The organism is Mesobacillus jeotgali (genome assembly GCF_031759225.1).
Taxonomy (GTDB): domain Bacteria; phylum Bacillota; class Bacilli; order Bacillales; family Cytobacillaceae; genus Mesobacillus; species Mesobacillus jeotgali_B.
On the sequence record NZ_CP134494.1, the window covers coordinates 3,143,108 to 3,165,929 of the forward strand.

Annotated in this window: 27 protein-coding genes; 5 read left to right on the top strand and 22 right to left on the bottom strand. The window is 44.6% G+C overall.

The annotated features are described in order from the left end of the window. Window position 1 precedes the first annotated feature (1 nt). From dxs to accB, 9 genes are all read right to left on the bottom strand, one after another. Window positions 2-1,894 carry a 1-deoxy-D-xylulose-5-phosphate synthase gene (gene dxs / locus RH061_RS15840; RefSeq protein WP_311071571.1) on the bottom strand — a complete coding sequence of 631 codons (1,893 nt, stop codon included), beginning with the start codon at window positions 1,892-1,894 and terminating at the stop codon, window positions 2-4. Window positions 1,895-2,206: 312 nt separating this feature from the next. Then, window positions 2,207-3,100 carry a polyprenyl synthetase family protein gene (locus RH061_RS15845; protein ID WP_311071573.1) on the bottom strand — a complete coding sequence of 298 codons (894 nt, stop codon included), beginning with the start codon at window positions 3,098-3,100 and terminating at the stop codon, window positions 2,207-2,209. A gap of 2 nt (window positions 3,101-3,102) precedes the next feature. Next, window positions 3,103-3,336 (bottom strand): exodeoxyribonuclease VII small subunit, encoded by a 234-nt coding sequence (locus RH061_RS15850; RefSeq protein WP_167831504.1) that lies wholly within the window; start codon window positions 3,334-3,336, stop codon window positions 3,103-3,105. Next, a complete protein-coding gene (xseA, locus tag RH061_RS15855) occupies window positions 3,326-4,684 on the bottom strand; it encodes an exodeoxyribonuclease VII large subunit (RefSeq protein ID WP_311071574.1) in 1,359 nt (452 codons plus the stop codon). Before xseA ends, RH061_RS15850 begins: the two co-directional genes overlap by 11 nt. Before the next feature lie 473 nt (window positions 4,685-5,157). Next, complete coding sequence (folD, locus tag RH061_RS15860) at window positions 5,158-6,030, bottom strand: bifunctional methylenetetrahydrofolate dehydrogenase/methenyltetrahydrofolate cyclohydrolase FolD (RefSeq protein WP_311071576.1); 873 nt, start codon at window positions 6,028-6,030, stop codon at window positions 5,158-5,160. 52 nt (window positions 6,031-6,082) lie between these two features. Then, the gene (gene nusB / locus RH061_RS15865) at window positions 6,083-6,475 is read right to left on the bottom strand and encodes a transcription antitermination factor NusB (RefSeq protein ID WP_311071578.1); all 393 of its coding nucleotides are present in this window, start codon (window positions 6,473-6,475) and stop codon (window positions 6,083-6,085) included. A 985-nt stretch (window positions 6,476-7,460) separates the two neighbouring features. After that, entirely contained in the window at window positions 7,461-7,871 is a 411-nt protein-coding gene (locus RH061_RS15870; protein WP_311071580.1) for an Asp23/Gls24 family envelope stress response protein, read from the bottom strand. A 15-nt stretch (window positions 7,872-7,886) separates the two neighbouring features. After that, complete coding sequence (gene accC / locus RH061_RS15875) at window positions 7,887-9,242, bottom strand: acetyl-CoA carboxylase biotin carboxylase subunit (protein WP_311071582.1); 1,356 nt, start codon at window positions 9,240-9,242, stop codon at window positions 7,887-7,889. Between the two features lie 12 nt (window positions 9,243-9,254). Continuing rightward, window positions 9,255-9,767, bottom strand: coding sequence for an acetyl-CoA carboxylase biotin carboxyl carrier protein (gene accB / locus RH061_RS15880; protein WP_311071584.1), 513 nt, complete (start codon window positions 9,765-9,767; stop codon window positions 9,255-9,257). Window positions 9,768-9,974: 207 nt separating this feature from the next. On the opposite strand from accB, the gene RH061_RS15885 reads away from it, so the two are divergent. After that, window positions 9,975-11,456 (top strand): methyl-accepting chemotaxis protein, encoded by a 1,482-nt coding sequence (locus RH061_RS15885; RefSeq protein ID WP_311071586.1) that lies wholly within the window; start codon window positions 9,975-9,977, stop codon window positions 11,454-11,456. 36 nt (window positions 11,457-11,492) lie between these two features. Here RH061_RS15885 and RH061_RS15890 read toward each other — a convergent pair whose 3' ends face one another. From RH061_RS15890 to spoIIIAA, 8 genes are read right to left on the bottom strand one after another with little or no spacing between them, the layout of a single operon-like run. After that, window positions 11,493-12,038, bottom strand: a complete 546-nt coding sequence (locus RH061_RS15890) for a SpoIIIAH-like family protein (RefSeq protein WP_167831512.1) — start codon at window positions 12,036-12,038, stop codon at window positions 11,493-11,495. Window positions 12,039-12,041: 3 nt separating this feature from the next. Further along, window positions 12,042-12,701 carry a stage III sporulation protein AG gene (gene spoIIIAG / locus RH061_RS15895; RefSeq protein WP_311071589.1) on the bottom strand — a complete coding sequence of 220 codons (660 nt, stop codon included), beginning with the start codon at window positions 12,699-12,701 and terminating at the stop codon, window positions 12,042-12,044. Next, a complete protein-coding gene (gene spoIIIAF, locus RH061_RS15900; protein WP_311071591.1) occupies window positions 12,691-13,320 on the bottom strand; it encodes a stage III sporulation protein AF in 630 nt (209 codons plus the stop codon). Before spoIIIAF ends, spoIIIAG begins: the two co-directional genes overlap by 11 nt. A gap of 13 nt (window positions 13,321-13,333) precedes the next feature. Then, entirely contained in the window at window positions 13,334-14,533 is a 1,200-nt protein-coding gene (gene spoIIIAE / locus RH061_RS15905) for a stage III sporulation protein AE (protein ID WP_311071593.1), read from the bottom strand. Window positions 14,534-14,564: 31 nt separating this feature from the next. Next, window positions 14,565-14,954 (bottom strand): stage III sporulation protein AD, encoded by a 390-nt coding sequence (spoIIIAD, locus tag RH061_RS15910; RefSeq protein WP_173401223.1) that lies wholly within the window; start codon window positions 14,952-14,954, stop codon window positions 14,565-14,567. A gap of 14 nt (window positions 14,955-14,968) precedes the next feature. Next, window positions 14,969-15,175: a stage III sporulation protein AC gene (gene spoIIIAC / locus RH061_RS15915; protein WP_009794945.1), complete on the bottom strand. Its 207-nt coding sequence runs from the start codon at window positions 15,173-15,175 to the stop codon at window positions 14,969-14,971. A 19-nt stretch (window positions 15,176-15,194) separates the two neighbouring features. Further along, window positions 15,195-15,710, bottom strand: coding sequence for a stage III sporulation protein SpoIIIAB (gene spoIIIAB, locus RH061_RS15920; RefSeq protein WP_167831516.1), 516 nt, complete (start codon window positions 15,708-15,710; stop codon window positions 15,195-15,197). Further along, a complete protein-coding gene (gene spoIIIAA / locus RH061_RS15925) occupies window positions 15,711-16,634 on the bottom strand; it encodes a stage III sporulation protein AA (protein WP_311076426.1) in 924 nt (307 codons plus the stop codon). A 198-nt stretch (window positions 16,635-16,832) separates the two neighbouring features. On the opposite strand from spoIIIAA, the gene RH061_RS15930 reads away from it, so the two are divergent. The 3 genes from RH061_RS15930 (at window position 16,833) to RH061_RS15940 (ending at window position 18,273) form a co-directional block, all read left to right on the top strand. After that, complete coding sequence (locus RH061_RS15930; RefSeq protein WP_167831517.1) at window positions 16,833-16,985, top strand: hypothetical protein; 153 nt, start codon at window positions 16,833-16,835, stop codon at window positions 16,983-16,985. Between the two features lie 109 nt (window positions 16,986-17,094). After that, entirely contained in the window at window positions 17,095-17,763 is a 669-nt protein-coding gene (locus RH061_RS15935) for an SIMPL domain-containing protein (protein ID WP_311071613.1), read from the top strand. Between the two features lie 147 nt (window positions 17,764-17,910). Further along, on the top strand, window positions 17,911-18,273 hold the full coding sequence (locus tag RH061_RS15940) for a rhodanese-like domain-containing protein (RefSeq protein WP_311071614.1): 363 nt from the start codon (window positions 17,911-17,913) through the stop codon (window positions 18,271-18,273). A 172-nt stretch (window positions 18,274-18,445) separates the two neighbouring features. Here the strand turns inward: RH061_RS15940 and efp are convergent, their stop codons facing one another. The 4 genes from efp to RH061_RS15960 all read right to left on the bottom strand — a co-directional run bounded on the left by efp (window position 18,446) and on the right by RH061_RS15960 (window position 21,131). Further along, window positions 18,446-19,003 carry an elongation factor P gene (gene efp / locus RH061_RS15945; RefSeq protein ID WP_311071616.1) on the bottom strand — a complete coding sequence of 186 codons (558 nt, stop codon included), beginning with the start codon at window positions 19,001-19,003 and terminating at the stop codon, window positions 18,446-18,448. Window positions 19,004-19,024: 21 nt separating this feature from the next. Then, window positions 19,025-20,086 carry a M24 family metallopeptidase gene (locus RH061_RS15950; RefSeq protein ID WP_311071618.1) on the bottom strand — a complete coding sequence of 354 codons (1,062 nt, stop codon included), beginning with the start codon at window positions 20,084-20,086 and terminating at the stop codon, window positions 19,025-19,027. A gap of 4 nt (window positions 20,087-20,090) precedes the next feature. Further along, complete coding sequence (gene aroQ, locus RH061_RS15955) at window positions 20,091-20,537, bottom strand: type II 3-dehydroquinate dehydratase (RefSeq protein WP_311071619.1); 447 nt, start codon at window positions 20,535-20,537, stop codon at window positions 20,091-20,093. A gap of 78 nt (window positions 20,538-20,615) precedes the next feature. Continuing rightward, window positions 20,616-21,131, bottom strand: a complete 516-nt coding sequence (locus RH061_RS15960) for a YqhR family membrane protein (protein WP_311071621.1) — start codon at window positions 21,129-21,131, stop codon at window positions 20,616-20,618. Between the two features lie 296 nt (window positions 21,132-21,427). Between RH061_RS15960 and RH061_RS15965 the strand changes: the two genes are divergently transcribed. Further along, a complete protein-coding gene (locus tag RH061_RS15965) occupies window positions 21,428-21,799 on the top strand; it encodes an SA1362 family protein (RefSeq protein ID WP_311071622.1) in 372 nt (123 codons plus the stop codon). 132 nt (window positions 21,800-21,931) lie between these two features. Here RH061_RS15965 and RH061_RS15970 read toward each other — a convergent pair whose 3' ends face one another. Then, complete coding sequence (locus RH061_RS15970; RefSeq protein WP_311071624.1) at window positions 21,932-22,816, bottom strand: patatin-like phospholipase family protein; 885 nt, start codon at window positions 22,814-22,816, stop codon at window positions 21,932-21,934. Window positions 22,817-22,822 lie beyond the last annotated feature (6 nt).

The following is a 22,822-nucleotide window of genomic DNA, read 5'->3' on the forward strand; positions in this document are numbered from 1 at the left end:
GCTACGCCCTTTTTTGTTTCTGTCTCGCAAGCTTTTGCATGCGCAAGACGACATCTTCTGTTGTCATTCCAATTTCCTCAAGAAGCTTATCGACACTGCCATGTTCGATGAATTGATCGGGGATTCCCATCCTGTCAATCTCTACATGCTGGTAGCCAAGGTCATGCGACGTTTCAAGCACGAAGCTTCCGAATCCACCTTGAAGGACCGCTTCCTCGATTGTCAAAATTGGCATATTTTCTTTCAGGATGCCAACGAGCATCCCTTCATCGAGAGGCTTGATAAAGCGGGTATTGACTACTTTTACAGATACACCCTGCCTTGAAAGGACTTCTGCTGCCTCCATTGCCATCGGAATGGTTGTTCCGAATGTCAGGATCGCTGCGTCTTCCCCTTCACGAAGTACTTCCCATGTACCTATCGGGATTTCTTTTAACTCTTCATCCATTGGCACTCCCAGTCCATTGCCTCGTGGATAACGCATTGCAATCGGGCCATCGTCGTACTTAATTGCTGTGTACACCATATGCTGTCCTTCGTTTTCATCTTTCGGCATCATCAGTACCATATTAGGCAAGTGCCTTAAAAAGGCGATGTCAAAAACACCTTGATGTGTTTCTCCGTCTGCGCCTACAAGGCCTGCACGGTCGATACCAATGAATACGTTCAGGTTTTGACGGCAAATATCGTGAACGACCTGGTCATATGCGCGCTGCAGGAAGGTAGAATAAATCGCCAGGAATGGCTTCATATTTTGCGTCGCCAGTCCGGCTGCAAAAGTCGTTGCATGCTGCTCAGCAATTCCAACGTCAATCATCCGGTCAGGGAATTCACTGGCAAAGCCCTCAAGCTTTGAACCAACAGGCATCGCTGGTGTCACAGCCACGATCCGTTCATCCGTCCTCGCGATTTTCCTTACTGTTTCACTGACCAGCTTGCTCCATGCTGGCGGTGCAGATTCAGGCTTTACAAAATCACCGGTTTCCATTTTATAAGGTCCCGTTCCATGCCATGTGCCAATTTTATCGTTTTCAGCCGGATTATATCCCTTGCCCTTTTTCGTAATGACATGCAATAAAACAGGACCTTCCTGCTTCTTTGCATATGCAAGGTTCTCAAAGAGGTCGTCATAATCATGCCCGTCTACAGGGCCTAGATAGGTGAACCCTAATTCCTCGAAAAAGATTCCTGATACAAAGAGATATTTCAAGCTGTCCTTTATTCTTTCAGCAGTCGACGCGAGCTGACCGCCAATAGCAGGCACCTTTTTCAACAAATATTCCAGTTCATCTTTTACCCAGTGGTACTTGCCTGCAGTGCGCAAGCGTCCGAGGACATTATGCAAAGCTCCTACGTTAGGGGCAATCGACATTTCATTATCATTCAAAATCACAATAAGCTTCTTTTTTTCATGCCCGATGTGATTCAATGCCTCTAAAGCCATTCCGCCTGTAAGGGCACCATCACCGATGATTGGAACGATGTGCGTGTTTTCACCCTTAAGGTCCCTGGCGATCGCCATTCCCATAGCAGCTGAAAGAGAAGTGGAACTATGTCCAGTTTCCCAGACATCATGTTCACTTTCGACCATCTTCGGAAAACCGCACAATCCCTTATGCTGCCTTAACGTGTCAAACTGGCACGCTCTTCCCGTCAAGATTTTATGCACGTATGATTGGTGCCCTACATCCCAAAGAAACTTATCCTTCGGGCTGTCAAAACACTTATGGAGGGCTATCGTTAACTCGACAACACCCAGGTTAGGGCCAATGTGTCCGCCGGTAACTGATAGCTTTTCAATCAAGAACTGCCGAATCTCCCTGCTTAGCTCCTCCAATTCCTTCTTCGAAAGATTTTTCAGGAAGGAAGGGTCTTGTATTGATAAAAGATCCATTTCGGACCACTCACTTTCATTTCTGACTTATTATTCCGCATTTTTTTCCATATCTTAAAAAGTTGTTAGTAATAACATATATTAAGTAATGAAGGCTTTTCAAGCTATACATGGAAAAATGGCAGATTTATGTATTGAACTTTTCGCTTTCAGAACAGTAAAGTCTGATTTCAGTTCATTTATTAACTTGGGCTAATGTGTATGCTGCAAATGCAGTCAAAGCGAAAACATACTTATGTAAAAAAAAGCTGCCAACACTACCGTGCTAACAGCCAATTATAGCACACTATCCTACTATTCTCAACGACTGCCCTAATGATTGCGCAGTCCGATCAAATCCGTGATCTGTCCAAGGAGCCCAACCTCTAGACCGCTTTTGTCCAGGGACTCTTTCGCGCTCCGCAAGTGGTAATCAAGCGCTTCTTTTGCTCCGGCTAATCCAAGCAAGGCAGGATATGTGCTTTTTTCGTTTGCTGTATCGCTCCCAACCGGCTTGCCGATCTCTTCCTCACTGCCCTCAAGGTCGAGGATATCATCACGGATTTGGAATGCTAGGCCTATATGGTATGCGAACTTTGAGAGTATTTCCTTTTGCTCGGCAGTCGCCCCGGCAATTTCAGCCCCAGCTAAAATACTGTATTCCAGTAATTTACCCGTTTTATTAATATGGATATATTCAAGCTGCTCAAGTGTGAGCTTCTTTTTTTCCCCTTCCATATCAGCTGCCTGTCCGCCCACCATACCATGAGCACCCGCAGCAGCGGACAGCCCTTTGATCAATGCCAGTTTAACATGGGCTGATGCTGATTCTTCAGGAATTTCCGCCAATAGGTTGAAACTTAATGTCAAGAGAGCATCCCCTGCCAGGATGGCTGTGGCTTCGCCGAATACTTTATGATTCGTCGGTTTTCCCCTTCTTAGATCGTCATCGTCCATGCTCGGCAGGTCATCGTGAATCAAAGAATACGTATGGACCATTTCGATCGCCGCTGCAGCATCAACCCCATTTTGCGGATTTTTTCCGAATGCATCGATTACTGCGAAGACCAGCAGCGGGCGGATTCTTTTCCCGCCTGCTTCCAGTGAGTAAAGCATCGCCTTCGCGAGATTTTCCGGAGTCTCAAGGGAACCGACCGCCTCACTTAAGCGTTTTTCAACAAGGGCTTTATATTTATTTGTAAAAGAGTCAAGTGAAACAGGATGCAATATTATTCCTCCTCGTTTATGGAGAAACCTTCAGTCCGTCCATCTTCAGTAATGATCTGGGCTAGCTGTTCTTCCACATTCTTTAGCTTATCATGGCAAAGCTTGGATAATTCCATTCCTTCTTTATAAAAAGAGATCGCTTCTTCCAAAGGCACATCGCCCTCTTCCAGCTTCTCAACAATGCTTTCCAGTTGGTCCATTGCCTGTTCAAAACTCAGTTTTTTTTCATCTGCCATCGTTATCACTCTCCTCGATATCTGTCACGATACATTGAATACTTCCATCAGAAAGCTTTACATTTATTTTCCGTTCGGGCTTTACCTGGGTGACTGTTTTGATCAGTTCCCCTGCTTCCGTATATGCCAGGCTATAGCCTCGGTCCATGATCTTCAGCGGGCTTAAAGCTTCAAGTGTTGAAACGATACCGTTGAACTCTTTCCGCTTTTCAGACAAGACGGACGTCATTGCCCGGTTCAAAGCTCTTGTTGTCCTTATATGTCTTTCAGCAGAAAGCTTCCTCAGTTCTTCTGGGTGGCTTCGATCTAATCTCCGCTTCAGCTGAAGAAGCGCGTCATTTTTTGAAGAATACAGTTTCCCGGCTCCGCGGGTCAGCGATTCTGTCAGCTTGTCGACTTGTTCAAGCTTTTGCTCATACAGCTTCCTTGGATAGCGGAAAGCGTAAGACCTGATCAGCCTCTGGTATCGCTCTTGCTGGAAGAACACTTTCTCCCTCATCGCCCTCATCAGTCTGGTTTCCCGGTTCATTACCCTTTCAATCAGTTCCTGGATATGGGGAACTGCCAATTCAGCGGCACCAGTTGGCGTCGGTGCTCTCATGTCTGCAACGAAATCGGCGATAGTGAAGTCTGTTTCATGGCCCACAGCAGATATAATTGGGATCTTAGAAGCAAAAATCGCTCTTGCTACGGACTCCTCATTGAAGTTCCAGAGCTCCTCAATCGATCCGCCTCCTCGGCCGATGATCAGAACATCAATGTCTGCCCTATCATTCGCCTTCTGGATTGCTTTGACTATGGAAGGGCCGCCCTGCTCTCCTTGTACCAGCGCCGGGAAAATGAGTACCTTGGTAATGGGATATCTTCTCTTGATTGTCGTTAGGATATCGCGGATTGCTGCCCCCGTTGGCGAAGTAACAATACCAACAGCTTTTGGATACTTCGGAATCGGCTGCTTGTATTGCGGTGAGAAAAGGCCTTCCTGTTCAAGCTTCTTCTTCAGCTGCTCATAAGCGACAAATAAGTCGCCCACTCCATCGGTTTTCATTTCTTTTATGTAAACTTGGTACTGGCCACTGCCTTCGTACACTGAAATATCTCCTCTGACCAGGACCTTCATGCCATTTTCAGGCTTGAACTTCATGGATCGTGCAGTACCCGCAAACATAACAGCAAGGATCCTTGCTTTCTCATCCTTGAGCGTAAAATACATATGCCCGCTTGAATGCCTTTTGAAGTTGGAGATTTCCCCTTTAATATAAACGCCTTGAAGATGCGGATCTGCATCAAATTTTCGCTTTATGTATTTGGTTAACGCGTTGACGGTTAGATAACGCTGATTATCCATTCGTGAACTCCTTTTGTGTTGCTTTTAATTAGAAAAGCGTAAGCTCCTTGGGCAGACGCGACAAGCACTGGAGGCCCTGACAGTGCAGTCGTTCTTTGACTTCATTGGAGGACCGAAGTCGAAATGTATAGCCGACTGTCCAGAAACGCAGAAACTGGAGACTCCGACAAAGAAGCGCTTTTTGCTTCTGCCGGCGGAGTTGAAGTTTCGGAGTTTCTAGGAGGCGAAACTAGACAAGTGACTCGAGCTGCTCAAAGCTAACGCTTCTCGCAAGATACTCGAAGAAGCCCTCTCTGGGATGAAAACTGACTAGGCGCAGAAGCTAGACACTAAACTAAGTTTAAAAAGTACATGATTTCTTAAAAATCAAAAAAACTGCCCATATCCATTATAAATTTAGAATCCCGATTCGTCACTTAACATAAGTGGATTTTCAGTTTCTAACTTATAACAGATATGGACAGAATCACGCCTTATAGATTTGAGTTTTGAAGTCTATTCATATGGTTCTTTGCAGACTTCAAAGTGTTATACATCAACATGGCGATCGTCATTGGACCGACACCGCCAGGCACAGGAGTGATATACCCGGCTTTTTCCTTGACCTCGTCATAAGCTACATCCCCGCAAAGCTTGCCCAGATCGTTGCGGTTCATGCCAACATCGATGACCACAGCGCCCGGCTTTACATGGTCAGCTGTAATCAAGTCCGCTTTTCCAACTGCTGCTACGATAACATCTGCCTGTTTTGTATGTTCCTTTAAGTCTTTTGTCCTCGAATGGCAATATGTAACGGTTGCGTTTTCGTTCAGGAAAAGTTGGCCTGCCGGTTTTCCGACAATATTGCTCCTGCCAACGACAACGACATGCTTCCCGGCAAGATCCACCTCTATCTCCTTCATCATGACCACTACACCAAATGGCGTGCATGGTAAAAAGGCATCCTGGCCGGTCATCATTCGGCCAATATTGATTGGATGGAAGCCATCAACATCTTTTTCAGGTGAAATAGCTTCAATCAGTTTTTTCTCACTGATATGATCCGGAAGCGGAAGCTGAACTAAAATCCCATGGATATCTTCATCCTTGTTGAGTTCGTCTATTTTAGCCAGTAGCTCTTGCTCAGTAATGGAGACAGGATACTCAATCAGGACATTATGCATTCCAAGTTCTCTTGCGGTTTTCTGCTTGCTGTTGACATAGGTTCTTGACGCCTGGTTGTCACCGACAAGAATCACGGCCAGGCCTGGAGTTACTCCCTGTTTTTTCAGCTCCTGAACCTGGTCGGCGATTTCGAGTTTCTTCTTCTTGGCAATCTCTTTTCCATCAATAATAATAGCAGCCATACTTTCTCCCCCTATATGATCAGGGAAGGTCCAACCTGCCTGCGCAATGGTTTTAGGAAATGCTCTGCTTCACTTTGGACAGAACCCCATTAATAAATCGGCTTGATTGGTCATCCCCATATAATTTAGCAATTTCAATCGCTTCATCAAGAACGACATTCATCGGTACCTCTTTGTTGCAATACTTCAATTCGTATACGGCGAGGCGCAGGAGGTTCCGGTCAACGGCTGCGAGTCGGTCGAGTGACCACTTTTCTAGGTATACCTTGATCTCCTCGTCAATTTCCTGCTGGTGCTCTACTGTGCCGTTTACAAGCTTGTTCAGATAATCATCCCCAGCTGCTTCCTCAAGCACATGTTCAATCGCGTCTGAAATTTCCACCTTGCTTATATCAATCTGGAATAAGGCTTGTAATGCCTTTTCTCGTGCTGTTCTTCTTTTCATTGAATTCCTTAGCTCCTTTACGGCTTGTCTGATTCTAACAAAATAATAGCATATCATATCTCTTTACGCATGATTTCCTATTATTTTTCACTTTTTAGAAAAAAGTTAATCAAAACAAAAGAAAATATCTCCTAGAAGATAAGGGATTTCAGTGTAAGAATGGGTTTGGGACTACTTCGGACAACTTTTGCTCTTCAGGACGTGATTTTGTCCGAACACGGGTCATCTTCGGACAACTTTTGCTCTACAAGACGTGATTTTGTCCGAACACGGGTCATCTTCGGACAACATTTGCTCTTCAGCACGGGATTTTGTCCGAACCTGGGTCATCTTCGGACAACTTTTCCTCTTCAGCACGGGATTTTGTCCGAACACGGGGCACCTTCGGACAACTTTTTCTCTTCAGCGGGAGGTTTTGTCCGAACCTGGGGCACCTTCGGACAACTTTTTCTCTTCAGGACGTGATTTTGTCCGAACACGGGTCATCTTCGGACAACTTTTGCTCTTCAGGACGTGATTTTGTCCGAACACAGGCCTACTTCAGACAACTTTCCCTCTTCACCACGTGATTTTGTCCGAACCTGGGTCATCTTCGGACAACTTTTGCTCTTCAGCACGGGATTTTGTCCGAACCTGGGTCACCTTCGGACAACTTTTTCTCTTCAGCACGAGATTTTGTCCGAACTTGGCTCTACTTCGGACAACTTTTCCTCTTCAGCACGGGATTTTGTCCGAACCTGGGTCAGCTTCGGACAACTTTTTCTCTACAGCACGGGATTTTGTCCGAACCTGGGTCATCTTCGGACAACTTTTCCTCTTCAGCGCGAGGTTTTGTCCGAACCTGGGGCACCTTTGGACAACTTTTTCTCTTCAGCACGCGATTTTGTCCGAACCCGTAGCTACTTAGAACAATTACATCATACGCACTTGAGAAAACAGTACAAAAAAACCAAAGGCATGCATATTTATGCCTTTGGTTTGATGGTTAAACTTCTTGTTCGATTTCCGGTTCTACTTTTTGGTTTTCGAACTGGATGCCGACTACGTGGATATTGACTTCTGTTGCATCAAGTGCCGTCATGTTCAATAATGCCTGGCGGATATTGTCCTGGATTTTCTGTGCAACCGCAGGAATCGATACGCCAAACTTCATGACACAATACACGTCAACCTTGATTCCTTCTTCAACTAGCTCGACTTTTACACCTTTACCGTGGTTTTTCTTTCCGAGTCTTTCAACTACTCCTGCTGCAAAGCTGCCGCGCATTTGCATGACGCCTTCTACTTCGGATGCAGCGATGCTTGCGATGACTTCGATTACTTCAGGTGCAATTTCCACTTTTCCCAAGCCGTTTTCATCATGGCTCATTTCAAGTAAATGTTGCTGTTCACTCATGGCTAGATCCTCCTATTATTCTTCTGACATAACATCATACATTTCCAGGAATTTCGTATTGAACTGCCCTTCCACGAATTTTTCATGGTTCAGCAGCTTAAGGTGGAACGGTATGGTTGTGTGGATGCCTTCAACCACAAACTCACCAAGCGCTCTCTTCATGCGGTCAATCGCTTCTTCCCGGCTGCTTCCATAAGTAATGACCTTCGCAATCATTGAATCATAGTAAGGCGGGATTGTATAACCAGGATATGCCGCTGAATCTATTCTAACACCAAAACCGCCTGGAGGGAGATACATTTTGATTTTGCCTGCCGATGGCATGAAATTTTTCGCAGGATTTTCTGCATTGATCCGGCATTCGATTGCCCAACCGTTGAACTGGACGTCTTCCTGCTTAAGGCTCAGCCTTTCGCCGGAGGCAATCTTGATCTGTTCCTTGATCAAATCCACGCCTGTAACCATTTCTGTTACAGGATGTTCAACCTGGATGCGGGTATTCATCTCCATGAAATAAAATTTGCGATTGCGGTAATCATATATAAATTCTACCGTGCCAGCGCCTGTATAATCAACTGCTTTCGCAGCTTTGACTGCTGCTTCACCCATTTCGGCCCTGGTTTCACCGTCAAGGGCAGGTGATGGAGTTTCCTCTAGCAGTTTTTGCAGGCGTCGCTGGATCGAACAGTCACGCTCTCCAAGATGGATCGTATGGCCATAACTGTCTGCAAGTACCTGAATCTCTACATGGCGGAAATCCTCGATATATTTCTCGATATATACACCTGGATTTCCGAACGCAGTCATCGCTTCCTGCTGGGTGATATTGATTCCTTTGATCATCTCTTGTTCCGTCCTGGCCACACGGATTCCTTTACCGCCTCCGCCTGCCGTTGCCTTGATGATCACCGGGTAACCAATCTCATTTGCCAGACTGACCGCATCTTCCGTGGTTTCAATGATTCCCTGTGAACCCGGCACTATCGGTACATTGGCCTGCTTCATCGTTTCCCTTGCAACATCCTTCGTTCCCATCTTCTGGATCGCTTCAGGGGATGGCCCGACAAACGTGATATTGCACTCTCTGCAAAGCTCTGCAAAATCAGCATTCTCGGCTAGGAAGCCGTAACCCGGATGAATTGCGTCACACCCTGTCAACTTGGCTACGCTGATAATATTGGTGAAATTCAAATAGCTGTCCTTTGAAGCCTTTGGGCCGATGCAGTATGCCTCATCAGCAAGCTGAACATGGAGAGATTCTTTGTCAGCTTCTGAATAGACAGCTACGGATTCAACCCCCAATTCCCTGCAGGCACGGATGACCCTGACTGCTATTTCTCCTCTGTTGGCTATCAGTAATTTTTTTATCATCAATATCGCTCCTTATTCGGGCTTAACCAGGAATAAAGGCTGGCCGTATTCTACAAGCTGTCCATCTTTAACTAGAATTTCTACGATTTCCCCATTTACTTCTGCCTCAATTTCGTTGAAAAGCTTCATTGCTTCAACGATACAAACAATTGAGTCCTTGCTCACCTTCGAGCCCGTTTTGACATATGCATCCGCTTCAGGTGAAGAAGATTGATAGAAAGTCCCGACCATCGGGGAGACGATCTTATGTAAGTTGGATGTATCCTGTACTTCCTCCTGCTTCAGTTCCTGGACCGCTGCTGCCTTTGCCTTTTGTTCAGGTCTTGGAGCTTCTTGCACGACCGGCGCTGGCTGTGGAGCTGGAGCTGATGTCGGAGTTGCCGGCTGTACATGCTCAACTACAGTTTTGGTTTCCCCGTGCTTCTTCATTTTGATTTTTGATCCTTCAAATTCATATGAAAATTCGTCAATGCTTGATTGGTCTACTAGTTTGATTAATTCTCTGATTTCTTGTACTTTTAACATCTTTGTGCACCCCTTGTCCTTTTCGATTATTAAGACTAGATACTAATACTATACGATAATACCATGTAAAACTTCAATATGTAACAATGTTTCTTGTCTTCCTTCTCTATTTTAATATTTTCTGAAAAAAAAGTGAATTCATACGACAGGAATCCCAAAATTTCTAGCGAATATTACATTAGCTTGAATATGAGGAGAATGCAATTCATGAAAAATATTGAAGAAATTAAAAAAGAGGATTTAGAAAGGAAGAATTCTTTAATCGTCAAAGCCACTCTAGTATCAGTTCTTTTGGCGGCAGTAGTTGATATTGCCATGCAAAAAGAACTTGCCGTAATCCTCTCTATCATCCTTGGCGGCGGTATTGGGGTTTCAGCAGTCGCTTTGCTCCACTATACCAAAAGATTAACAACTTTCATTCCCTATCTATCCGTTGTCATCGTTTCGGCAGTTTTGTTCCTGATCATGGAAACCAGCGTTTCGCCGACCGCCTATACCCTTCTTTATTTTATCCTTGCTGCCGCAGCAATCTACATGGACAGGAGATTGCTATTCCTGGCATCCGGTCTCGGATTTATGATTATTTCTTTGTTCACCTGGCTGCATCATGAAGTGCTGCCACTGGAAACAAAAAACTATGTAACGATTTACCTTTTATATATGCTTGTCACAGTAATGCTTGGCTTTCAGTTTTCCATTTCCAAAAAGCTGTCTCAAACGATTGAGTCTGCAAAACTGGAAACGGAAAATCTATTAAACAAGGATTTGGAGACAAGGGCAGTAATCGAAAGCAACACAAGGAGCATTGCAAAGCTGATTTATGACGTAAAATTCAAAAGTATGGAAAATTATCAATCTTCGAAGGAAATGACTCAGTCAGTCACGGAGATTTCCGCAGGAATCCATATCCAGTCAGATTCAGTCGTGGATATTACTCAATCCCTTGAAAAAACAAATCAGGTCATCACCAGGACATCAGCCCTTGTCGAAAAACTCCATCAGGACGCAATGGCAGCTGAAAGGGTTTCAGATAAAGGCGATGAGCTGATGTCCAGCCTTATTTCAGAATTGACAGCTTCCTATGAAAATATGCAGGATGTCAATTCGCACATTTCATCGCTTTCCTCGCTGATCAAGGAAACAGCCAGCTTTGCTGCGGCTATCCAGGGAATCGCATCTCAGACCAATTTGCTCGCATTGAACGCATCCATCGAGGCAGCCCGTGCCGGAGACAGCGGCAAAGGATTCGCCGTCGTTGCGGAAGAAGTAAGGAAGCTTGCGGACATCACCAGTCATACAGCAACACAGATAACCGAGAATTTAACCAGCGTCATGAGTGACACTTCCAAAACAAAAGATGGAGTCAATCTGACCGCTGAAAAACTTACAGAAAACCTCGAATTAGCAGCGGAAACAATGGAAGCATTCAAATTAATCCATCAAACTTTCAAAGAGTTAAAGGGTGATATATCTGAACAGGAGGAACTGACAAAGACGATCCTGGATTCTTCAATGGCAATCGAAAGTTCCATCACGGGCTTCAGCTCCGTCATCCAGCAGGCAAGTGCCGCGTTAGAAGAGATTTCAGCGGCTGCTCTTTCACAAAGTGAACATCATGAGCAATTATTTAAATCTGTGGAAGCGGCTCATCAATCTTTGGAGAACCTGATTAAGCTGCAGAATAAATAAAGGGAAGGCATGAGCCTTCCCTTTTGCATTTCCCCTTTATTTTACTGGCTCAAATTGAACTGCAACATTCTGCAGGGAGCCTAGCTCTGTACGAACCATCTGGATGATTTCGTTTGCAGCAGACTTCGAATGTTCCTGAGCTTTTACTGTGATCCGGACATTCTCTCCGTCGGCGCGTACTAGGGCATCTTCATAACCCATTGACTTGATCAATGTCTCAAGGGTGAATTCTTTTTGAGCTACTTCATCAAGCTCGTTCATCTTCTCGATTGCATCGCTGCGGTCTTGAGCAGGCAGGTCAGTGGAAGCGACGATTGACTGAAGGTCTTCCTTCATTTTCGTGCGCTGTTCTTCAAGCTTCATGCGAAGTGCTTCGAACTTTTCATCGCTTGCAATCCCAGAGATCACAGTTTTGCCATCCTTGGATTCAGTTGCTGCTGTTTCTGTTCCTTCAGCCTTCTGTTCTTCAACACCGGCCAAATCTGCTTTTTGCTGTTCAGGAGCAGTGATATAATACACCGATAACACCACTACAAGACTTAACATTGTCAATAACCAAACTGTTTGCTTTTTCAATAACATCTATTATTCCCCCTTAGATTTTTTAGGCATGACTGCTACCCGGTGATTCGGAACATCCAATGCCCTTGTGACGGCCTCGATAATCCATTTTTTCACTTGTATATTCTCGGCGCCCTTCGCAACCACAAGGACACCTCTTATTTCTGGCTTCTTGGTCTCGAGAACGATTGGAACCTCTTTTTCACCGTTGCGGATGATGACCAGCTGCTCATCCTGTGAGGCATCCTGGACCTTGCGTTTGCCGCCTTCACGGTCGGTTTCATCCGTCGTCTGTGACTGGATGACCGTATTCTTCTCAAGAACCTTCTTGTCAGTTGCGTCCACGTTTACAAAAACCGTGACCTCCCCGACGCCATTGATTCCTTCCAGCATCTCGGTCAATTGGGCTTCATATGCTTCTTCATACTCGGAAATGACGTCATTCCCGGCAGATTTCTTTTGCCCGAATACGGCCGCATCCTCTTCAGCTCCTGCCTCCTTAGTAGCGGTAACCGCGATATCAGGCTTCTGGTCTCCAAGGATATTGCCTACGAGCATGATAGCTGCCCCAAACAGGACGACAATCATTAAGTATTGGTATTTGCCAGATTTCTTCTCTGGCGGTCCGTCTTTGCTGCCCAATTGCTTCTTAAGCCAGCTTAAGGGACCTTTCTCATTGTCCATGCTCGTCACTCCCCCCTTCTATCATGATTTGAATTGATTTTTCAGGAACATTCCATTTCTCTGACAGAAGAGAAGATATTTGATCTGTATTCTGAGAGGTTTGTTTTGATGGAAGGGGTGCGTTCGTATCAATTTCTACTTCTCTTACTACTGCCACAGTCTCTCCCTCATCTTCGGCTTTTTTCAGATGCACGATGACATATTCCAGGTTTTCAGGGAAAGGCCGCTGATCCTGATCATTTACTTCAAGCTCGATATTAGCAATCTCCATTCCTTGCTGCTCCATCAACTCCTCCTCTGCGGCTGTTTTCAATTGGACAGCCATTGTTTCTAAAATATATGCATGCTGGGATGCTTGTATTTCTTTTTTCTGAAATTCTATTGAATTTTTTATCTTTTCATCCTCAAAACTATTGAATTGGCTCATTGAAGCGATTGCTGTTTCAAAGTCTGAAGTAAATAGTTTCATTACTGGAGACAGGATGATGGCAATCAATATCAAGCCTGTGACGATTTTCGTATATTTTTGGAAGCTGGAGTTCGGCAGGAGCATGTCAAGGACAGTAGCCAGGAGTATGAAGATGATAATATTGGTAATCCATTCTTTTATAAAATCCATTTCTTCTCCCTCCTTACCTCACCATCATCGTAAGATTTCCAGCGGCAATAATCACCGTGATTGTCAGGAAAAACATCAGGGAAACAATCCCCAGGGCTGCAAAAACATAGATGATGCTTTTGCTGATGATATCCAGACAGGTAATGACCGGTCCGCCACCTAAAGGCTGCAGGATGGCGGCAGCAAATTTATAGATAAATGCAACCATAAGAATTTTCACGGCCGGAAAAGCGGCGATGATCAGCAGAATCGCTACACCCGCAATCCCGACTGTGTTCTTAAGCAGCATCGACGCACTGATGACCGTATCCGTTGCATCCGTGAACACACGGCCGATTACCGGGACAAAATTGCCAGTGATGAATTTGGCCGTCTTGACCGTGACTCCATCTGTCACCGCTGAGGACGCCCCCTGAACGGAAATGACGCCAAGGAATACAGTCAGTAAAATCCCCAGTAGTCCGACACTCCAGTTCCGGAGCATGCTGGCCAGCTGTGTCACCTTGTATTGTTCTGACAATATGCTGACGATACTCAACAATGTTGATAGGAATAAGAGCGGCAGTACTACATATTGAATGAACATGCCACTGGTGTTCATCATGAAAAGGATGACTGGATGAAAGAAAGCTGCGGATATCAGGCCGCCGGATGTTGCCATCAGTGCCAGGAGCAGCGGGATCAACGCCAGGATGAATTGGATCATCGTCCCGATTGCGTCATTTGTGTAATCAACCACGACATGAAAGCTATTGAGCGCTATGATGATCAAGACCATGAACACAATCGAATAGGCGACCTTGCTGATGGTGCTTTTTTCGAAAGAATTCTGCAGGGCCTGAAGGAACATACTGAAAACTGTAAGCAAGATCAGGGAACCTAATAATTTTCCATTGACGATAAACTCATGAAAAGCGAAATTCAGAATCCCTTTGAACCATTCTTTGAGCGAAAACTTTTTTTCACCGCTGATAAAATCATAAAGACTGCCTTTCTGGCTTTCTGGTAAATATCCATCGTATTTATTGATAATATCCTCCCAGAAACCTTTAAGTTCATCGATATTCAAGTCCTCAAGCTGGGCACCGGCGATTTTATCCGGATTGATCAATGTGTTGGTTGTTTCTTCGTCACCAGTAGCTTGTACACCCGGAAGGAAAAAAAATAACTGGATCAATACAATGCCAAGTATGAACTGCAAACGCTGCTTCAACTATATTCACCTCTTTAAAAAAGGCCCGCGATCAGCCTGGAATCAAGCGAATGATTGTTTCGATCATGACAGTGAGAATCGGAATGGCCATGGCGAGAATAAGAATTTTACCGCCTAATTCGATTTTGGAAGCTATGGCCCCTTGCCCAGCATCCTTTGTGATCTGGGCAGCGAATTCGGCAATATAGGCGATTCCGATGATCTTCAGGATCGTTTCTACATAGACGAGATTTACCTTGGCATTTGCCGCCAGCTTCTGGATCATTGAAATGATCTGATATATTTGGTCTACCAAAAATAAGAAGATTGCTGAACCTGTGAACACGATGAGCAAGAAAGCAAAGTTTGGCTTTTGTTCCTTGACAATGAGGGCCAGGAAAGTCGCGATCAGTGCTACACCTGTTATTTGAAGGATCTCAATGGCAAAGCCCTCCCCTACCCTTGAAATAGGAATACTGATTTAATTTTTTGAAAGAGGTCGTCGACAATGGAGGCCACCATGAAAAGAATGTATATGAATCCAAATAAGGTTACCCACTGTGCATATTCCTTCTTTCCCACCTGATCGAGTATGGTGTGTAAAAATGCCACGACGATGCCTACCCCTGCGATTTTAAAAATAATATCCACTTCAAGACCCATCTTGTCCTCCTCCTAAACGCTACATCAGTAAGATGATTAATAATAAGCCTGATAAAAAGCCGATACTTTTCACCATTTTTTCGTATTTCATTTGTTTTTCGCAGGCATCTGCTTCTTCTCTTTCCAGATGGGAGATCGTCAGCAGGATTTGTTTTTGCTGGGAATGACGGTCATGCCTGCCGAGCGTCTCACCAAATTGTTTCATGATTTCAAACTCTCCCTGTTTGAAAGCGGTCATCTTCCAGACCTCTTTCAGGCTGTCTTCCCACGCTGCTTTTACCGTAGTATCAGATTCTGTCAGCTTTTTGGAAAAAGATTCAAAGAACCAGGATAAAGGCTTAGACATCTGGGCAGCAAGCTTTCTCGAGGCATCATGGAGCGGTGTATGGCCGTACATGATTTCAGCCTCCAATGATTGCAGGGCTGACTTCAGGAGCCGAAGCTGCCTTGGACGCTCGCTAAGGTGTCTGGATGCCTCGAAACCTGTCCAAGTCGTGGCCAGGATAATCAATATCGCACCAATTATTTTGATCATTTATGTCACTCTCACTTTATGGCGAACTTCTTTGCCGTTGGCTTCCCTGATTGAGGTGATGGTTCCCGGGCCAGAAATTCTTCCAAGCTCCACAAATCTATCAAAAATCCCCATCTCCAGGATTGGTTTCAAAGTTGGCCTTTTTTTGATATCCTCGAGCGAATCTCCATGGGTAGTCATGATTAATTTAATGCCTGCGTTAACTGCTTCAAGAATCGCTTCTCCGTCTTCCTTTCGGCCTATTTCATCAACAACCAGGACATCCGGGCTCATCGAGCGGATCATCATCATCATCCCCTCCGCCTTCGGGCAAGAATCCAGGATATCTACTCTAGGGCCGAATGTAAGCTGCGGGACACCTTTCACGCAGCCTGCTATTTCAGATCTTTCATCCACAATTCCAGCCTTAAGAGGAGGCAATTTTTTACTGGGAACCCCGCTTGATATCATCCTAGCTATATCCCTGAGCAGGGTCGTTTTTCCTGTCTGCGGCGGGCCGATGATCATCGTATGTTTCCAGCCGTTCTCGTAAATATAGGGAAGCAACGGCTCTGCAATCCCGATTTTTTCCCTCGCAATCCGAAAATTAAAGGATGATATATCCCGGATTACTTTTACAAAGCCATTTTCCAGGATCACCTTGCCTGCCAGTCCGACACGATGACCTCCGGCAATCGTGATATAGCCACGCTTTAATTCTTCCTCCAGTGTATACATTGAAAAATGCCCAAGCTTGTTCAACAGCTGGACAGCATCCTCAGGCGGAATGATATACGGCAGGAATTGAGGTTTTCCCCTTACCGTTATTTCAAGCGGCCTGTTAATCCGTATCCGCACTTCTTCCATCCCATCTTGATCATTAGGAGGAACTGCATCCAGCAATTCAGCAATTCGTTTCGGCAAAAAAGATAAGATATCCTCCATCATTAATCCTCCTGACAATACGCTTACTTAATATGTATGCCTGCTTGGACACTTTATGACGAGCAGATTCGTGAATGGCTGCCACTGGGATTTGTTTTGTAGATGATGCCAGATTGAGATTTGTAGGAACTGTATCGACCGAGAGGAAATAATATCGCTTTTAAACGAAAAGAATAGTAATGAAAGGAGTTGATAAAGATGAATAATGATCACCAGAAGTTCCAGAAAGCACAGAGAGCTGACCGGGCTTCCTATCTTGGGGGCGGAAGAAGTCCTAAGGAATCGCCGACTAATGATACAAAATACAATAATAAGAATGACACTGACAAAGCACCTGGAGCCGGAGAGTAAATTCTTTCATCCCTCTTATCCACTCCATGCTTTTTTCTATGGATGTTATTTGTTCCTCCAAGTCAACATAGAAATAGGTAATAGAAAAAGGACCGTGGAGGGATCATGGATGGTTAATGGATTGTATACAGGCTACCGTGGCAATGGTGCCGCGAATGGGAGAAAAATTACCGTTAGTGGGGAAGGCTCGGTATTCGCAGCGCCAAACCGGGCAACTGCAACCGTTGGCGTGCGCACCGAAAATCAAAATCTGCAGAGTGCACAGGCCGAAAATGCCGAAAAGTCTAATGCCTTGTTAGCAGCCTTACGCAATCTTGGGATTGCAAAGGATGATATGAAAACCGCAGATTTTCGCATTGACCCCATCTATACCTATGAAGACGGTAAGCAATTATTCCAGGGATATCGAGTTACACATCTATACAGTATCACGATCAGGGATCTCGCAAAGGCTGGCCTGATTATCGACACAGCCGTTGAAAATGGCGCTAACGAGATCATGAACATTCAATTCTCAGTTGCTGAGCCACAGGAGTTATACAATAGGGCTCTTTCAATGGCAGTGGTGGACTCCTCTAACAAAGCCCAAACAGTAGCACGGACTTTGGGAATCCAAACCGCAATTTCCCCTCTTTCGATTACCGAGGAAACTCAGAAAGGTTCACCCGGCCCATTCCTGGTAGCCTCACTCAGTACAAGCGGGGAAAGCGGGACGCCGATAGAGCCGGGAAGATTGGAAATCAAGGCAACCGTCACAGGAACGTATATAAGTTCATAATTTTCTAAAAGCCAGGCATTCTGCCAGGCTTTTTTTATGATATAAAGAAAACGAATATGCAAACTTCCTCCTGACACAAATTGTCTATATCCACTTTTGAATTTTTAAGTTAGAATACCTCTATATGTATATTAAGGAGAGATCACCATGAAAAAAATTATCACGGCATTTATGTTTATTTTGTTGATTACCGGCTGTTCAGGCGGTTCCTATACAGATGTTACAGCCGACGAAGCAAAAGAATTGATTGATAGCGGTGACGTTCAGGTTTTGGATGTGCGCACTCCTGATGAATTCGCTGCAGGTCATATTCCCAGCGCTAAATTAGTTCCCTTGCAGGTCATTGAGAGCATGCTTTCCGAGCTGGATAAGGACCAAAAATATTTAGTAGTCTGCCGCAGCGGCAACCGCTCAACCCAGGCAAGCGGAATTCTCGTCGAAAATGGCTTCACGAATATTTACAATATGACCGGCGGAATGAATGAATGGAAATATGAGATAGAGCAATAAACTAAATATTTCAGCAGTGCCTGCATGGAGCATCTCGGTATTCGGGATGCTTTTTCCATATAAAAAAACCTGCTTTGCAGCAGGTTTTCAAGGTTATGGAATGAAACTTTATTCAATTCGAGAATTGTCTAGCCCCAGCGCCTAACCCGTTGAGTCGCTTCTGCTTTTCTAATTATGCACGAGATACATAAGATGAATCTGTTGTATTGATGATCAATCTGTCGCCTTGGTTGACGAAGAAAGGAACCTGTACAGTAAGGCCTGTTTCCAGTGTCGCAGGCTTTGTACCGCCAGAAGCAGTGTCACCTTTGATACCTGGTTCTGTTTCTGTCACTTCAAGTTCAACAGTGTTCGGAAGCTCGACACCAAGTGTTTCGTGGCCGAATTGCATGATGTATACTTCCATGTTTTCCTTAAGGAATTTCAATTCATATTCAATAGAAGCGCCTGGCAATTCGATTTGCTCGTAAGATTCATTGTCCATGAATACGTGCTGGTCGCCGCTTGCATATAAGTATTGCATTTTACGGTTCTCGATTTGTGCTTTCGCTACTTTCTCACCAGCGCGGAAAGTTTTTTCCTGGATCGCTCCAGTACGAAGGTTGCGAAGTTTTGAGCGCACAAACGCAGCTCCTTTGCCTGGTTTAACGTGTTGGAAATCAAGTACACGCCAGATACCATTGTCCACTTCGATTGTTAAACCTGTACGGAAATCGTTAACTGAAATCATTGTTTGTCCTCCTAATGTGTCCTATAGTATGATGAGTTCCTTAGTTGAATGTGTCAGTGACTCATTATGGTCTTTTGTTATAACAGTATCATCCTCTATCCTTACCCCGCCAAGACCAGCAATATAGATTCCTGGCTCGACAGTCACAACCATACCAGTCTTAAGCACTGTATCAGATCTGAATGACAGACCAGGTCCTTCATGTACTTCGAGTCCGATTCCGTGGCCTGTAGAGTGGCCAAAATACTCTCCGTAGCCTTTTTCGGTGATAAAGTTGCGTGTTAGCGCGTCAGCTTCCTTGCCTGTCATGCCCGGCTTGATGCCTGCCATTCCACGAAGCTGGGCTTCAAGTACAATATCATAGATTTCCTTCAGCTTTTCTGAAGGGCTTCCTACGGCTAATGTACGTGTGATATCCGATACATACCCATTATAATATGCTCCATAATCCAGGGTTACAAAGTCCCCTGTTTCAATCACCTTGTCACTTGCTACTCCGTGCGGAAGTGCGGAACGGTAGCCTGAAGCTACAATGATATCGAATGAAGAGGAGGTTGCTCCCTGTTTCCTCATGAAGAATTCCAGTTCATTTGATACTTCCAGCTCTGTCCTGCCCGGACGGATAAACTCAAGAATATGTGTAAACGCAGCATCTGCGATGGCTGCTGCTTCCTTTAATATCTTAATCTCTGAATCAGTCTTAATCAAGCGTAACTTTTCAATTTCGCCTGATACAGGCACTAATTCAGCTTCGACAGCCTTATCGAATGTTTTGTATGCTGAATATGTAACATGATTTTCTTCAAAACCAAGCTTTTTGATCCCCAGCTTTTTGGCCTGCTCTGCAACCTCGTCCTGGATCAGCCCTTTGTGCAGGACGACTTCATAGCCTACACATTGTTTTGCAGCCTGCTCAGTATATCTGAAATCCGTGATGAATAGTGCTTTTTCAGCACTGATCAGCACCATGCCTGCAGAACCAGTGAAGCCTGTCATATATCTGCGGTTGAAATCACTAGTGACCAGCATTCCATCGATTCCGAGCCTTTGAAAGCTCTCGCGTAATTTTCGAATTTTTTCCATACACCTATTCCTCCCCTTCTGTTTCCCTTGCAAATGCTTCAAGCGCCAATTCGTAGCCTAGAACGCCCAGACCTGCTATTTGACCAACACATACTGGAGCAATCACTGACTTGTGCCTGAATTCCTCTCTTTGATAAACATTGGAAATATGTACTTCGATAACGGGACAATCAATTCCTGCAATCGCATCCCTGATGCCATAACTATAATGCGTGAAAGCCCCAGGGTTGAAAATAATGCCGTCTATACCAGTGTCTTCTGCCTCATAGAGTTTGTCAATCAGGTCTCCTTCATGGTTCGATTGGAAACAAATAACCTCAATCTTGCTTTCCGACCCAAGACGGATCATCCGTTCTTCTAAATCCTTCAATGTGCTGACACCGTATATCCCTGGCTCTCTTTTTCCCAAGCGGTTCAAGTTTGGGCCGTTCAGTAAAAGTATTTTTTTCATGGCAGGCTCCCGTAAAAAAAGAATGTTCAATAAGAACATTCTATCATAATTGATTTCGTTAACACTACCGCGAGAGCCTTAAGAGTTCACTTCGTGCTGATTTTTCTCCAGGTTACGATTTTCATTTTCCTCATATGATATGGAATAACCAACAAACACACCATATAAGACATAAAAGCAAATCGATGTGACTAATGTATTTTTTGACAGGTCCCAAAATGGTTTGATACCAGGAAACAGCGGATTCAGCACATAGAATACAAGGAAAAACAAGGCCAATCCATATGCTGCACCAGCCCAAATGGATTTAAGCTTCCTCATCACTGCATAGTATATCAGGGCCGCGCCAATTGAAAAAAGTCCAATCACTACAATGGATATGACTGTACCCAGCCATTGCTCCTTCCAGGCTCCCAATGCCCATGGCTCAAGAATGACATTTGGACGGATTTCTGTAAAGTTGAAGATATAAGCTAAATAGGCAAGCGCACTCCAAAAAATCCCTCCAAATAACCCGGTGACTATGCTCATCGTGATGAAAGACATTGGTTTTTCCCTTTGATTTTGTTCAAGGTTTTCATGATTTTCTGCCATATAGTTGCACCTCCAACCTTAGTATGTCCCGGACTGCCCAATGAATTGCACATTAGGAAAAATTGTTCAGGAAGCGACCTTGATATAGAGGTTTTTGTTCATTTTTAGTAAAATGAAAGTAACAGATCAATTGGACGCGAATAATGAAGAAAATGTAAATCACCGTTTAAAGCGCTTTTAAAAAGGAAAAAGTAGCAGGAGAAGAGTATAAAATCGGAGAATTTGTATAAAGTAATCGTTGGCAAGTTTAAAAGCTGGAAAAATTGCTCATGATGCTAGTAGGGAGGTGGCTTTCAATGAAGAATCGTGCTTCTAAGTATATTGTTTCTGGACTGATCGTTCTTGCTATCTTTGGTTTTGCCATTACTTTATTTACGGATCCATTAAGCATCCTTACCATGATTGCGACAATCGCCCTGGTTGGTGCCTTAATTTATTTTCTTGTCACCCGCTTGACAAGTTCAAGCTCGGGACGGCAGCAGCAACGTGCATTTCAAAAAGCTGCAAAACGGTCTAAAAAACGGTTCCAGACTAAAGACACTAATGTCTCCTCTAAACGTTCAAAAATAAGGTCGCTCGCATCCGCACGCAACAAAAAGAAGGATGCCTCACATTTAACAGTCATAGACGGTAAAAAGGGCAGAAAAAAAAATCGGGCTTCGTTCTAAGCTCGATTTTTGTGTTTTTTGAAGCTTTTTTCGTATGCTGTTAATTTCACACCTGTAGTGTTTCCATTTCGATTCGAGCATCATTGAGAAGGGCACAGAATTTTTCTTTCATTTCAAAAAGCCTAACTTTAGTTAATAACACCAGGATTTGAAAAACTTCCCCGCACTCGACTTCCCCAAATCGATCAATTCCTGTTTCTTCTCATCTGAAAGCTCGAACTCAGTAGTCAGGTTGCCTTCCGTCGGAATGAAAATGATATTTTTTTCATGTTTCCTTGAGATATAACGGGAGTCATGAGCATCCTTCATCGTTTCAAACAAGGCTTCAAACATATTTAGGGCGTTTTTAATTTTGTTGGTAGGCTGCTGGATCAGATTCTGGCTGAGTTTGACACCAAGTACCGGACGGACTTTTTTCACATTATCTTTATCAAATAACCACATCGGAAAATTGCTTAGCACTCCTCCATCGACGACAATATTAACTCCCACACGGTCACGCAGCTTCACCGGTTCGAAAAAGAATGGGAGACTGCAGCTCATCCTGATGGCCCTTGCCACAGGAAAAGTCCGTGGATCGACACCATATTTCGGAAGGTCATCTGGCAAAATCAACAGCCTGCCATTGGTGAGATCTGACGCGATGATCCTCAATGCATCCGGAGCGAGGTCACCAAAAGTACGCAGACCTCTGGCAGCAAGCTTTTCCGCTATCCAGCACTCCAATTCGTCCCCTTTATAGAGACCCAGCCGCCAGTATACAAAAAGCCACTTCGTCAAGGCTGATGGGAAGATTGTTTTCCTTGAGTCGAGAAATTTTTTCAAGTCAAGATCATCCAAGATGCCTGCCATCTCCGCACTCGTATATCCAGCTGCAAGCAGGCCAGCGATTAATGAACCCGCACTGGTCCCTGCGACCCTTTTAAAACGGAACCCCCGCTCTTCAATCGCGGCACAGGCACCAACCAATGCCAATCCTTTGATTCCTCCGCCGGAAAAAACGCCGTCAATATACATATGAGC